Origin of the sequence: Streptomyces sp. M41, from assembly GCF_043673425.1 — a bacterium.
Lineage (GTDB): Bacteria > Actinomycetota > Actinomycetes > Streptomycetales > Streptomycetaceae > Streptomyces.
In genome coordinates this window covers 11,469-25,288 of sequence record NZ_JBIMKE010000003.1, presented here as the reverse complement: position 1 = coordinate 25,288, position 13,820 = coordinate 11,469, and the positions used below count along the sequence as shown (strand labels likewise).

The 13,820-nt window shown below is 72.6% G+C and carries 11 protein-coding genes; 7 read left to right on the top strand and 4 right to left on the bottom strand.

Translation table 11 applies throughout. The features are described from left to right. The first annotated feature begins 162 nt into the window (after positions 1-162). The 7 genes from mpaP to ACHBTE_RS04445 are packed head-to-tail and all read left to right on the top strand — an operon-like array spanning position 163 to position 8,393. Positions 163-1,794: a daptide biosynthesis intramembrane metalloprotease gene (mpaP, locus tag ACHBTE_RS04475; protein WP_394722027.1), complete on the top strand. Its 1,632-nt coding sequence runs from the start codon at positions 163-165 to the stop codon at positions 1,792-1,794. Between the two features lie 53 nt (positions 1,795-1,847). After that, entirely contained in the window at positions 1,848-4,385 is a 2,538-nt protein-coding gene (gene lanKC / locus ACHBTE_RS04470; RefSeq protein ID WP_394722026.1) for a class III lanthionine synthetase LanKC, read from the top strand. After that, a complete protein-coding gene (locus ACHBTE_RS04465; protein ID WP_394722025.1) occupies positions 4,382-5,650 on the top strand; it encodes a YcaO-like family protein in 1,269 nt (422 codons plus the stop codon). Before lanKC ends, ACHBTE_RS04465 begins: the two co-directional genes overlap by 4 nt. A gap of 36 nt (positions 5,651-5,686) precedes the next feature. Next, entirely contained in the window at positions 5,687-6,571 is an 885-nt protein-coding gene (locus ACHBTE_RS04460; protein ID WP_394722024.1) for an ABC transporter ATP-binding protein, read from the top strand. Then, positions 6,568-7,878 carry an ABC transporter permease gene (locus ACHBTE_RS04455; protein WP_394722023.1) on the top strand — a complete coding sequence of 437 codons (1,311 nt, stop codon included), beginning with the start codon at positions 6,568-6,570 and terminating at the stop codon, positions 7,876-7,878. Before ACHBTE_RS04460 ends, ACHBTE_RS04455 begins: the two co-directional genes overlap by 4 nt. Before the next feature lie 53 nt (positions 7,879-7,931). After that, the gene (locus tag ACHBTE_RS04450; RefSeq protein WP_394722022.1) at positions 7,932-8,126 is read left to right on the top strand and encodes a hypothetical protein; all 195 of its coding nucleotides are present in this window, start codon (positions 7,932-7,934) and stop codon (positions 8,124-8,126) included. A gap of 30 nt (positions 8,127-8,156) precedes the next feature. Next, complete coding sequence (locus ACHBTE_RS04445; protein WP_394722020.1) at positions 8,157-8,393, top strand: hypothetical protein; 237 nt, start codon at positions 8,157-8,159, stop codon at positions 8,391-8,393. A 123-nt stretch (positions 8,394-8,516) separates the two neighbouring features. On the opposite strand, the gene ACHBTE_RS04440 is transcribed toward ACHBTE_RS04445, so the two are convergent. From ACHBTE_RS04440 to ACHBTE_RS04425, 4 genes are read right to left on the bottom strand one after another with little or no spacing between them, the layout of a single operon-like run. After that, on the bottom strand, positions 8,517-10,220 hold the full coding sequence (locus ACHBTE_RS04440) for a uroporphyrinogen-III synthase (protein ID WP_394722019.1): 1,704 nt from the start codon (positions 10,218-10,220) through the stop codon (positions 8,517-8,519). Next, positions 10,217-11,176, bottom strand: a complete 960-nt coding sequence (gene hemC / locus ACHBTE_RS04435) for a hydroxymethylbilane synthase (protein WP_394722018.1) — start codon at positions 11,174-11,176, stop codon at positions 10,217-10,219. Before hemC ends, ACHBTE_RS04440 begins: the two co-directional genes overlap by 4 nt. Then, positions 11,173-12,945 (bottom strand): glutamyl-tRNA reductase, encoded by a 1,773-nt coding sequence (locus ACHBTE_RS04430; protein WP_394722017.1) that lies wholly within the window; start codon positions 12,943-12,945, stop codon positions 11,173-11,175. The genes hemC and ACHBTE_RS04430 overlap by 4 nt, the downstream gene beginning before the upstream one ends. Next, positions 12,942-13,703: a redox-sensing transcriptional repressor Rex gene (locus tag ACHBTE_RS04425; RefSeq protein WP_394722016.1), complete on the bottom strand. Its 762-nt coding sequence runs from the start codon at positions 13,701-13,703 to the stop codon at positions 12,942-12,944. The genes ACHBTE_RS04430 and ACHBTE_RS04425 overlap by 4 nt, the downstream gene beginning before the upstream one ends. Between the last annotated feature and the right edge of the window lie 117 nt (positions 13,704-13,820).

Here is a 13,820-nt window from a genome sequence, read left to right as displayed (position 1 = left end):
GGGAACGCGACCCCCAGTGAGCAGCACTCACTAGGTCTTCGGTGACGCGCAGAGCGCACCGCAGATCCTGCCTCGGCCCTGCTTCCGGCAAACGAATGAGCTGGGCCGAGGCGGGGGGCGCCCCCCCCTTACAAGACCGAAACGACCCGTGAGGAACCCACCGTGAGCGCCACCACCGCATCACCCGCTGCGCCTGCCGCGCACACGCAGCGGCCGAACCGCGCACCGGGCACCGAGATCCACCCGCCCATGGGCGACGGCGGCACCTGGGTGCTGCAGCGTGGCCCGCGCTACATCCGGGTGAGCCCCGATGTCGCCGGTCTCGCCCAGCACTTCGACGGCGAGCGCGACCACGCGGAGCTCGCCCGCCTGATGGGCGGCAACTGGTCCGCCCCCATGGTCGGCTTCGCCGTCCGCCGCCTGGACGAGCTCGGCCTGATCGACGACGGCGAGATGAAGGCTCCGCGCCGCGAGGGCCGCTTCAAGATGGTCCCGCCGTTCACCTTCCAGTTCACGCTGCTGCGACCGGGCCGCGCGATGCAGTCCCTGCAACCGCTGTTCGTCCGCCTCGGCAACCCGTACCTGATCGGCGCCGCGCTGCTGACCGCGCTGGCCGGTGTCGCCGCGCTCGCCGTGCAGAACACCTTCGTGACGGGCGCGCTGTCCGGCCCGCTGACGCCGCTGACCTACCTCGGCGTCCTCTTCGGACTGATCGCCGGCACATCGATCCACGAGCTGGGGCACGCCGCCACCCTGATCCGCTACGGCGGCCGTCCCTCCCGTATCGGGATCATGCTCTTCTACCTGATGCCGGCGTTCTTCTGCGACGTCTCCGACGCCTGGCGCCTGCCCAAGCGCCGCCAGCGCGTCCATGTCGCCCTCGCCGGACCGGCCGTACAGACCTTCCTCGCCGGTGCCGCCGCCCTCGCGGCCTGGCCGCTGGCCGACGGAAGCCTGAAGACGACCCTCGTCTTCTTCGCCCTGGGCAGCTACATCACGGGCCTGCTGAACCTGCTGCCGTTCATCAAGCTCGACGGCTACATCGCCCTGATGAGCCACGCCGACATCCCCTACCTGCGCGACCGTGCCATCACCGACGCCCGCCGCGCCCTCGCCCGGCTGCTCTTCGGTGGCCGCTACGAACGCGAGCTCACCACCCGCTGGACCACCTGGTACGGCCTGGCCTGCATGGTCTTCCCGCTGTACCTGCTGTCCACCGCCCTCCAGCTGTGGATCGACCTGCTCAAGCGCGGCGGCTGGATCGGCGTGAGCCTCGCCGCCTGCGGAGTCTCCTACGGCCTGTACTTCCTGGGCCGCGGGATGCGCCGACTGGCCGGCGAGGTGCGTGCCGCCGGCGCCGCCCGCCCGAGGGTCGCCGCGGTCACCGGCGCGCTCGCCGCGGCCTGCGCGGCGCTGCTCTTCCTGCCCGTCCCGCACACCGTCTCGGCCGCGTACGTCACCCGTGCCGACGGCGTCGAGCTGGTACTGCTGGACGGCTCGGACACCGACCGGATCGAGCCGGGCCAGCAGGTCACGCTGACCGCCAACGGCCCGGTGCTGCACCCCACGACGGGCACCGCGACCGTGGGCGCCGAGGCGCCCACCGGCACCGCGCCCCTGTCGTCCTTCTTCCCCATCGCCCTCGGCGAGGGCTACGACCTGCCGGTCACCGGCTACCGGCTGACCGTCGACCGCGTACCGGACGAACCTACGGGAGCGGCCGAGGTCGCCACCGGCAGCCTGCCCCTCTGGGAGGTCGGCTACCGCACCTACGTGAGCCCCTTCCTCCCTTAGCCCGTCCGAACGCCCACCCACTCTTCCCACCCGAAACGGCCAGGAGACGTACCGTGCTCGACTTCCGCTTCCTCGACTTCTGCCGCGAGGACTCCCTCTTCTACGACGCCCCCGACCACGACGGCGCCACCGACCAGGATTTCCACGCGGGCCGCATCCCAGGACCCGGCTGGACGGTGACCCGCGGAAGAGAGTGGACGTTCTGCACCCCGCCCGACCTCGACGTCCCCGACCAGGGCTGGAAGATCCACGTCTCCGCCTCCCCGGAGAACGCGGCCGAGCTGCTGGACGTCGTCGCCCCGTACTGCGTCGAACGGGGGCTGATGTACAAGTACATCTCCACCCGCGAGATCCTCGGCCGGCGCGGCTCCAAGTACGGCGACCGCAGCGCCAGCGGCAAGTTCATCACCATCTACCCGCCGAACGACGAGAGCCTCGAGCGCACGCTCAACGAGCTGGAGGCACTGGTCGGCGGCACCCCGGCGCCGTACATCCTCAGCGACCTGCGCTGGAAGCAGGGCCCGCTGTTCGTCCGCTACGGCGGGTTCGTGCTGAAGATGGCCCGCGCCGAGAACGGCGCCCTGGTCCCCGGCATCCGCAACCCGCAGGGCGAGATGGTCCCGGACGTGCGCCGCCCGGCGTTCCGTCCGCCGGAGTGGGTGACGCTGCCGCCGTTCCTCGCCGAGGCCCACGCCGAGCGCAAGCAGGGCACGCTGAAGAACTTCCCCTTCCGGGTCCACAAGGCGCTGCACTTCTCCAACGGCGGCGGCGTCTACCGCGCCATCGACCAGCGCACCGGCGCGGAGGTCCTGCTGAAGGAGGCCCGCCCGCTGGCCGGCCTGGACGCCAGCGGAGCCGACGCGATCACCCGGATGGAGCGCGAGCACTGGGCGCTGACCAAGCTGGCCGGGCTGCCCGCCGTACCGGCACTGATCGACTACCGCGACGGTCACGAACACCGCTTCCTGGCCCGGGAGTTCATCGACGGCGAGGCGCTGATCGATGTCCTGCGCAGCCGGCACCCGTTCACCTCCGGCGACAACTCGCCCGAGGCGCGGGCCGCTTACACCACCTGGGCGCTGGACATCCTCGACCAGGTGACGGCGGGCGTGGCCGCGATGCACGAGCGCGGTGTCGTCTTCGGTGATCTGCACCCCGGCAACATCCTGCTCAAGGCCGACAACACGGTCGCGTTCATCGACATGGAGACCTGCACCCCGGTCGAGGACCGTCACCCGCAGGCGATGGGCGCCCTCGGCTTCCACGCCCCGCACCACCTGACCGGCGCGGACTGCGACCTGTTCGCCCTGAACGTGCTGCGGCTGACGATGTTCATGCCGCTGCCGCAGATCGTGCCGTGGGGTGTGGCGAAGGTACGCACCCTTCTGGACGTCGCCACCGAGCAGTTCGACCTGCCCGAGTCGCTGGTCACGACGATCGCCGACGGCCTCGGCCCGGAGGTGCTGACCGCCGGCCGCGACTTCTCCGTCGACTGGCCGGCCCTGCCGGACGCGGCGCTGCGCGAGGCCATCGCGCGCTCCATCGTCGAGGCGGCCTCCCCGGAGCGCGACGACCGCCTCTACCCGGGCGACGCCATGCAGTTCCTGACGCCGGGCGGCGGTACGACCTTCGCCTACGGCGCGGCGGGCGTCCTGTGGTCGCTGGCCCGCGCCGGGTACGAGATCCCGTCCGAGCACGTCCAGTGGCTGGTGGACCACGCCGCCGGCACCGAGACGGACGGCCCCGGCTTCTACACGGGCCTCGCCGGCATCGCGTACACCCTGGACCACCTCGGCCGGGCCGAGGAGGCCGACGCCCTGATGGAGCGCGCCTTCGCCACCCCGGCGGCCGGCGTCAGCGACTCGGTGTGCAACGGCTGGTCGGGCCTGGGCCTGGTCGCCCTGCACCTGGCCGACCGCCGCGACGATCCGGCGGCCTACCTGGACATGGCCCGCGCCGTCGCCGACCGCATCGGCGGCCCCGAGAGCGCCACGCCCGGCCCCAAGCGCGTCGGCCTGGTCTACGGCCGCTCCGGCCACGCCCTGTTCCTGCTGCGCCTGTTCGAGCGCACCGGCGAGCAGCGCCACCTGGACGCCGCCGAGGCCGAGCTGCGCGCCGACCTGGAGACGGTCGACCTGTCGCAGGAGGACAGCCGGCTGCGCCTGGGCCCCGGGCTGATCGGCAGCGCCGGCATGGCCCTGGTGATCCGCGCGATCTCCCGGCACCGCCCGGCCGGCGACCTGGACGAGGCCCACGCCCTCCTGCTGGAGACGGTCCACGCCCACTTCGCCAGCTCCTGCGGTCTGTTCACCGGCCGCGCGGGCGCCCTGCTGACCCTGACCGGCGACCACCACGACCCCGAGCAGATCCGTGCCCACCTGGACGCCCTCGGCTGGGAGGCGATGGCGGCCGAGCCCGGCCGTATCGACTTCCTCGGCGACCACGGCTACCGCCTGTCGACGGACCTGGCGACGGGGTCGGCGGGAGTGCTGCTGGCGCTGACGGCGATAGCGGAGGACGACACGCAGGCACTGCCGTTCGCGTCGACGCCCACCGTGCCCGAAGGCGCGGCCGAGGCGGTGCACCCGTGATCGACGTCCCCCGCACCCTCGCCCCCACCACCGGCATCGCCAGCCGCTACTCGCTCCTGCCCCCGCAGCCCGACAACCCCCTGTGGAGCACGGCCGTAGCCCTCAACCCCGTCCAGGGCTGGGACACCACGGACGTCCCGCTGTCCGCGCTGGTCGCCGGCGCCAACGGCCACTCCCGCGCCGACGCCCTCCTGCGCGGCGCCGGCGAGGCGGTGGAACGCCGGGCCCTGCACCCGGACGACAGCCTCCCCGTGGTGCACGGCACCGCGGCGGACCTCGGAGGCAGCGCCTTCCCGGCGCACTCCCACGCCCTCGCCCACCCGGCGGCGGCGACCGCCCCACTCGACTGGTACCGGGCGACCCGGCTGAGCGATCACTCGACCGTGCTGGTCCCGGCGGGCCTGGTCGACTGGCCCACCACCGCACCGGCGGCGCTCTTCGACCCGTCCCCGTCGGGCGCCGCCTCCGGTGGCAGCCGCGACATGGCGCTGCGTTCGGCACTGGTCGAGATCGTCGAGCGGGACGCCTTCACCACGGCCTGGGGCCGCCAACTGCGCCTGCCCAGCTACACCGACCCGCTCCTGGCGGTGGCCGAGGCCCCCGACCGCCCCACCGGCGACGCCCTGCGCACCCTGTGGCAGCGCGCCCTCGACCAGGGCATCGCGGCGACCTTCGCGCACATCCCGACGGCCGTACCCGGTCTGTGGTGCGTGGTGGCCTGCCTGGTCGAACCGGGGGGAGCAACGGGCGCGACGGCGACCGTCGGCATGAAGGCGTCCGACCGCCCGCACGACGCCCTGCTCGGCGCCCTCCAGGAGGCCTGGCAGGTCCGCGCCGCCCTGGACGCCACCCGCCAGGACGGCCCGGTCGAGGCGCCGGAGGCGGTGGTCACCGAGCACGACCGCATCCGGTACATGCTCACGGCCGGCGCCTGCACGGCCGTACGCGACTGGGTCGCCGGATTCACCCCGGCCGAAGCTCCCATGACGGCACGGAAGGTGAGCACCGACGAGATCGTCGCCGCTCTCCTCGCCGACGGCGCCGACCCGCTGGTCGTCGACCTCACACCCCGCCTGCCCGCCTCGACCCGGGCGATGGGCTGGCAGGCGGTGAAGGTCGTCCCGGCCGGCTATCAGCACCTGCGCATGGACGAGAACCATGACTGGACCTGGCATCTGCCCCGCCTGACCACCGCACCGCAGCGCACCGGCTGCCCGGCCCGCCTGACCGACCACCGCTCAGCCGCCCCCCACCCGCTGCCCTGACGGCCGGGCCGCACCCGAGACGAAGAGGAACACGCAATGCTGGAACTGGACAACGTGGTACGCCGCTTCGGCGACCGCTGCGTGGTCGACCACGTCTCCTTCCGCGTCGACGAGGGCCGGATGACCGGCTTCGTCGGCGGGAACGGCGCCGGCAAGACCACGACGATGCGCATGATCATGGGCGTCCTGGCCCTGAGCGGCGGCGAGATCCGCTGGAACGACGCTCCGGTCACGGCCGTCGACCGGCGCGGCTTCGGCTACATGCCCGAGGAGCGCGGCCTGTATCCGAAGCAGACCGTCCTCGGCCAGCTGGTCTATCTGGGCCGGCTGCGCGGACTGTCCGCCCGCGGCGCCGAACGCTCCGCCGGCGACCTCATCGAGCGGCTGTCGCTCACCGAGAAGCGCACCGAGCGTCTGGAGGCACTGTCCCTGGGCAACCAGCAGCGGGTGCAGATCGCGGCGGCGCTGATCGGCGATCCCCGACTCCTCGTCCTGGACGAGCCGTTCTCCGGTCTCGACCCGCACGCGGTGGACTCCATGGCCGAGTTGCTGCGCGAGCACACCGACCGCGGTGTCCCGGTGCTGTTCTCCTCCCACCAGCTGGAGCTCGTCGAACGGCTCTGCGACGACCTGGTCATCCAGGCCGCCGGCCGCACCCTGGCCCGCGGCACCGCCGACAGCCTGCGCCGCCGTGGCCGCGTCCGGCACCGCCTGGTGACCGCCGGCCCGACCGACTGGGTGCGGGACGTCAAGGGCGTCGACGTCGTCGAGGCCGGCCACGGCACCGCCCTGCTGGAACTGGCCACCGACGACGTGGCCGACCGGCTCCTGGCGGAGGCACTGCGCCGGGGCCCGGTCCGCGAGTTCGCCGAGATCGTCCCCAGTGTCGCCGACGTGTTCAGGGAGATGACCGCAGCATGACCACGCTGACGACCGAGCCGCAGACCCAGCCGGACGAGCCCACCGAGCCGACTCGTTCCGCCACCGATCCGTCCACCGAACCGACCCCCCAGAAACCCCGGCCCACCATGCGCACCGAACCCCCCACACCCAAGCTCCGTACGCCCTCGGCGTGGCGCATCGTCACCGGCCGCGAGATCTCCGTGAAGATCCGCGACCGCGGCTTCCTGCTCTCCACGCTCGCCACCCTCGCCGTCATCCTCGGCGCGGTCGGCCTCCAGTTCTACATCGCCTCGACGACCGGGAAGATCACGGTCGCCGCGGTCGCCCCCGCCTCCGCCGAGTTGGCGAAGCAGGCCGAGACCCTGGCCGGACAGGCCGACCAGGACATCGAGATCACGCTGCGCAAGGAGTCCTCCGAGGACGCCGTACGCGCCGCGGTCCGCTCCGGAGACGTCGACGCCGGCCTGCTGAACACCCCGGCCGGCTGGCAGCTCCTCGGCGACACCGACACCGACTCCACCGCAGCCACCTGGCTCGGCGCCGCCGTCCAGGCGAACGCCCTGGAGGCCAACGCCACCGCCGCCGGCACCAGCATGGCCGAGCTCGCCGAGGGCGCCACGCTCCAGCACTCCCTGCTCTCCCCCGACGAGACCCCGGAGACGGTCGTCCGCATGGCGACGTACTTCTTCGGCTTCCTCTTCTACCTGGCCGCCGTCCTGCTCGGCGTCTCACTGGCCACCAGCATCGTGGAGGAGAAGCAGAACCGGGTCGTGGAGATCATCGCCAGCTCGATCCGGGTACGCGACCTGCTCATCGGCAAGATCGTCGGCAGTACGACGCTGGCCCTGGCCCAGATGGTCGCGTTCACGGCAGCCGCCGCGATCGGCCTGGTCGCCGCCGGCCATGAGGAGACCTTCGGTCAGGTCACGGCGGGCCTCGGCTGGTTCCTCGTCTACTACGTCGTCGGCATCGCCGTCCTGGCCTGCGTGTTCGCCGCGGCGGGCGCCATCGCCACCCGCACCGAGGACATCCAGTCGACCACCACGCCGGTGAACGCGATCGTCGCCGTCGTCTTCGTCGCCGGCATCACCGCCTCCGGCGCCGCCCAGAGCATCCTGTCCTTCGCCCCCCTGACCTCGACCATCACGATGCCCGCCCGGATCATCGCCGGGGACACCGCCTGGTGGGAGCCGGCGGCCTCGCTGCTGATCTCGCTGGCCGCCGCCGCCCTGGTCGTCCTGGGCGCCGAGCGGGTCTACCGCCGGGCCCTGATGCAGACCGGCCGAAAGCTCTCGTTCCGGCAGGCCCTCAAGCTCGCCGACTGATCCGCTTCCTTACCATCCACTGCGCAACCACCCCTCACAGCAAGGAGAACACCATGAACGACAACACCAACCGCCCGAACTCCGTCATCCTGCTCGCCGCCCTGCTGGCCGTCCTGGTCGGCGCCGAGGTAGCCGTCCTCACCAGCGACCTGGACAACGGCATGCGCTACGGCATCGGCGGCGCGATCCTCGCCGGCATCGTCGTCGGCGTCTACCAGCTCAGCCGCGCCCGCCGCACCTCCCGCTGACCCACCCGCACCCCTCCAGGAGCCCATCCCATGCCCATCGAGCACCGCGCACGCATCAGCGGACCTGACGGAGCTCACCCGGAGTTCGCCGCGATCCGCCTGATCGCACTGCTGCCGGCGGGCTGGACGGCGAATCTGCTCGAGTGCTCCGGCCGCACCGCGGCGCTGACCTTCACGGTCCCCGACGACCTGACGGCCACCACCTTCGAGACAGCCCTGGACGAGGTCCTGAGCGCACCACCACTGCGAGGCTGGACCAGGGACTGACGCGGCGCGCGAGACGGCGCGACACAGTGAAAGGGCCCGCCCCGGATCACCGGGGCGGGCCCTTTTTCGTCATATCGCGAACGGCGTGCGCGTGCGCTCAGCTCGCGAGCAGCGGCGGCGTGCTCAGGTCGCCCGCCGCCGCCGGGCCCCCGGCCTGCGCTCGCTCGGCCGGGTCACCGCGTCCCCGGCCGCGAGGGACGCCGCCCGCCGCTTCATGCCGAAGTCGGCCAGCGCCTCGGCCAGCTTGTGCACGCTCGGCTCGGGAGCCATGACGTCCACGCGCAGGCCGTGTTCCTCGGCGGTCTTGGCCGTGGCCGGGCCGATACAGGCGATCACGGTCACGTTGTGCGGCTTGCCGGCGATACCCACCAGGTTGCGCACGGTGGACGACGACGTGAAGAGCACGGCGTCGAAGCCGCCCCCCTTGATCGCCTCCCGTGTCTCCGCCGGCGGCGGCGAGGCCCGCACGGTCCGGTAGGCCGTGACGTCGTCGACCTCCCAGCCGAGCTCGATCAGCCCGGCCACCAGCGTCTCCGTGGCGATGTCGGCCCGCGGCAGGAACACCCGGTCGATCGGGTCGAACACCGGGTCGTAGGGCGGCCAGTCCTCCAGCAGACCGGCGGCCGACTGCTCACCGCTCGGCACCAGGTCCGGCTTCACACCGAACGCGATCAGCGCGTTGGCCGTCTGCTCGCCCACCGCGGCGACCTTGATCCCCGCGAAGGCCCGGGCGTCGAGCCCGTACTCCTCGAACTTCTCCCGGACCGCCTTGACGGCGTTGACCGAGGTGAAGGCGATCCACTCGTAGCGGCCCGTCACCAGGCCCTTGACCGCCCGCTCCATCTGCTGGGGCGTGCGCGGCGGCTCGACGGCGATCGTCGGCACCTCGTGCGGCACGGCACCGTAGGACCGCAACTGGTCGGAGAGCGAGGCCGCCTGCTCCTTCGTGCGCGGCACGAGGACCTTCCAGCCGAACAGCGGCTTGGACTCGAACCACGCCAGCTGATCACGCTGGGCGGGGGCGGAACGCTCACCGACCACGGCTATCACCGGCCGGCCGCCCTCCGGCGACGGCAGCACCTTCGCCTGCTTCAGGGTCTGGGCGATGGTGCCGAGCGTGGCCGTCCACGTCCGCTGCCGGGTCGTCGTACCGGCGACGGTCACCGTCATCGGCGTATCGGGCTTGCGGCCCGCCGACACCAGCTCACCGGCTGCCGCGGCGACGGAGTCCAGCGTCGTCGAGACGACCACGGTCCCGTCGGACGCCCCGACCTCGGTCCAGCAGCGGTCCGATGCCGTGCGCGCGTCCACGAACCGCACGTCCGCGCCCTGCGCGTCCCGCAGCGGAACGCCGGCGTAGGCGGGCACGCCGACGGCCGTGGCCACGCCGGGCACGACCTCGAACGGCACGCCCGCCGCGGCGCAGGCCAGCATCTCCTCGGCGGCGTACGCGTCGAGCCCGGGATCCCCGGACACCGCACGCACGACCCGCCTGCCGCCCCGCGCGGCCTCCATGACAAGATGTGCCGCATCCCGCACTGCGGGTACCTCAGCGCTTTTTGACGTGCCGTCAACCAGCGTCGGGGGAGGCGTGCTCGCGCCCGGTTGCGGATCCGGCGTCGGCCCGGTCTGCGTGTTCACGACCGCGACCGATGACCGCGCGTGCGTCCGCACGACGTCGAGCACGTCGTGCTCGGCGACGAGCACGTCCGCGTTCGCCAGCGCCTCCACGGCGCGCAGGGTCAGCAGTCCCGGATCCCCGGGTCCGGCACCGAGGAAGGTGACGTGCCCGTGTTCGAGGCCGGCGGGAAGGGTGGTGGGGCTCACTGTGCTCGCTCCCCCATCAGACCGGCCGCGCCCTGCGCAAGCATCTCGGTGGCGAGTTCGCGACCGAGCGCCAGCGCTTGGTCGTGCGTCTCGGGCACGGGACCGGTGGTGGACAGCTGCACCGTGCGGGTGCCGTCGGTCGTCCCGACGACGCCGCGCAGGCGCATTTCCTTGACAATCTGCCCGTCGGCCAGAAGGTCGGCCAGCGCACCCACAGGTGCGCTGCAGCCGGCCTCCAGGGCGGCGAGCAGTGATCGCTCGGCGGTCACGGCGACCCGCGTGAACGGGTCGTCGAGCTCCCCGAGCGCGGCGATCAGGTCCGCGTCGTCCGCGGTGCACTCGATCGCCAGGGCCCCCTGGCCGGGGGCGGGCAAAACGGTGTCGACCGACAGGAAGTCGGTCACTTCCTCGATGCGCCCGATGCGGCTGAGGCCGGCCGCGGCCAGCACCACCGCATCCAGCTCACCGTCACGCACGTATCCGATGCGGGTGTCGACGTTCCCGCGGATCGGCACGGTCTCGATGTCCAGCCCGTGGCCGCGGGCGTACGCGTTCAGCTGCGCCATGCGGCGCGGCGAACCCGTACCGATGCGCGCACCGCGCGGCAGGTCGGTGAACTTCAGGGCGTCCCGCGCGACGATCACGTCCCGGGGGTCCTCCCGCACCGGCACGGCCGCGAGCGACAGCTCCTCGGGCTGCGTGGTCGGCAGGTCCTTCAGGGAGTGCACCGCGAAGTCGACCTCGCCCCTCAGCAGCGCGTCACGCAGGGCGGTCACGAACACGCCGGTGCCGCCGATCTGCGAGAGCGACTCGCGGGAGACATCGCCGTACGTGGTGATCTCGACGAGCTCGACGGGCCGTCCGGTCACCTGGCGCACGGCATCCGCGACCATCCCGGACTGGGCCATGGCGAGCTTGCTGCGCCTGGTGCCGAGCCGTAGTGCCTGCTGAGTCATCGTGGGCCTCGGTTCTCTTCGGTGCTGTCCTCGGCGCGCGAGACGGAGGCCACCGTCTCCTGGTCGAGGTCGAACAGGGTCCGCAGGGCGTCCGCGTACCCGGCGCCGCCGGGCTCGGCCGCGAGCTGCTTGACCCGGACCGTCGGGGCGTGCAGCAGCTTGTCGACCACCCGCTTGACGGTCTGGGTGATCTCACTGCGGTGCTTGTCGTCGAGGCCGGGCAGCCGACCCTCGAGCCGGGCGATCTCGTTCGCCACGACATCGGCGGCCATCGTGCGCAGCGCGACGACGGTGGGCGTGATGTGCGCGGCCCGCTGCGCCGCCCCGAAGGCCGCGACCTCGTCGGCGACGATACGGCGGACCTGGTCGACGTCGGCCGCCATCGGCGCCGCGGACGCGGTCCGCTCGTCGGAGGCGGTGGCGGAAGCTTCCGCCAGCGACTCGATGTCGACCAGCCGCACCCCGGCCAGCCGGTGCGCCGCTGCGTCGATGTCGCGCGGCATGGCGAGGTCCAGCAGCCAGAGCACCGGAGCGGGGCGGGGCGCCTCGACGACCGGCTCGGGCCGCCGGCGCTCCGGGATCCGGCCGACGGTGGCCACGGTCGCGGCAAGCGCGGTGATCAGCTCGGCGTCGGCCTCGGGGCTGCGCCGGGCGGCCTCCCGGCGGTCGACGGCACTGCCCGCCGCCCACGCCGCGTGCTGCTCCAGCGTGGCCGCGTCCATGCCGGCGACGGCGGCCTCCCCGTGCACGGAGAATCCTCCCTGCACACCGGCGAGGTCCAGCGGACAGTTCTCGTCCGTGCCGACGCTGGTGGGCGGCAGCGGAGTCTGCGGTACGTCGGTGCTGTCGCCGTGCGCCCGGGCTCCGGGCACCTGGTCCGCCGTACGACCGCCGTCGGCGGCCTCGTCGAAGGCGACCGGCCGGCCGGTACGGCCCTCCACCGCCTCCGCGATCGCCGCGGCGGTGAGGACCAGCCCGGTCGCGCCGGTGCAGGAGACGACGACATCGGCACGTGTCAGCTCGACCGGCACCGACTCCATCGGTACCGCGCGGGCGGACACGTCCGTGTCTCCGGCCTCGGTCAGGATCTGGGCGAGGCGCTCGGCGCGGTCGAAGGTGCGGTTGGCGACGACGACTTCGGCGACACCGGCACGCGCGAGGGTGGCGGCGGCCAGCGACGACATCGACCCGGCCCCGATGACCAGCGCCTTCTTGCCGCCGGCCCAGGTGGCCACGTCCGTCCCGACGGCCAGCTGCTCCAGGCCGAAGGTCACCAGGGACTGCCCGGCGCGGTCGATGCCCGTCTCGGAGTGGGCGCGCTTGCCGACCCGCAGGGCCTGCTGGAACAGGTCGTTCAGCAGCCGTCCGGCGCTGTGCAGGTCCTGAGCCTTGGCGAGGGAGTCCTTGATCTGGCCGAGGATCTGGCCTTCCCCGACGACCATGGAGTCGAGCCCGCAGGCCACCGAGAACAGGTGGTGGACGGCCCGGTCCTCGTAGTGCACGTACAGATAGGGCGTGAGCTCGTCCAGACCCACCCCGCTGTGCTGGGCGAGCAGCGTGGACAGCTCGGCGACCCCGGCGTGGAACTTGTCCACGTCGGCGTAGAGCTCGATGCGGTTGCAGGTGGCCAGCACCGCGGCCTCGGTGGCCGGCTCGGCGGCGACGGTGTCCTGGAGCAGCTTGATCTGGGCGTCCGCGCCGAGCGCCGCACGCTCCAGCACGCTGACCGGAGCGCTGCGGTGGCTCAGCCCCACGACGAGGAGACTCATGCCGGCATCACGGCGGGTACGTCCCCGTCGGGCCCCTGGTCGGCGGACTCGTCACGGGTGGCGGCGGCCGGGACACCGCCGTCGGAGGCGGCCTCCTCGCCGGCCTTGCGCTGCTCGTGGAAGGCGAGGATCTGAAGCTCGATCGACAGGTCGACCTTGCGCACGTCGACGCCGTCCGGGACGGACAGCACGGTCGGCGCGAAGTTCAGGATGGAGGTGACCCCGGCGGCCACGAGCCGGTCGCAGACGGCCTGCGCGGCACCGGCGGGGGTGGCGATGACACCGATGGACACGCCGTTGTCCTGGATGATCTTCTCCAGGTCGTCGGAGTGCTGCACCGGGATCCCGGCGACGGGCTTTCCGGCCATCGCGGGATCGGCGTCGATGAGCGCGGCCACCCGGAAGCCGCGGGAGGCGAATCCGCCGTAGTTGGCGAGGGCGGCGCCGAGGTTACCGATACCGACGATCACAACCGGCCAGTCCTGGGTGAGCCCCAGTTCGCGGGAGATCTGGTAGACGAGATACTCGACGTCGTACCCCACACCACGCGTCCCGTAGGACCCGAGGTACGAGAAGTCCTTGCGCAGCTTCGCGGAGTTGACCCCCGCCGCGGCTGCGAGCTCCTCGGAGGAGACCGTGGGTACCGAGCGCTCCGACAGTGCGGTCAGCGCGCGGAGGTACAGCGGAAGCCTGGCGACGGTGGCCTCGGGAATCCCTCGGCTGCGGGTCGCCGGTCGGTGTGCTCGGCCAGTTGCCACGGTGCTCCTGCGGGTAGAGCGGGGCTGTAGGCGGTCACACGTCCCTACATGACCGCCCCGTCGAATGCAGGCTATGTCTTTGTGAACGCGTGCACAAAGATGGTGTCCGATTTGCCC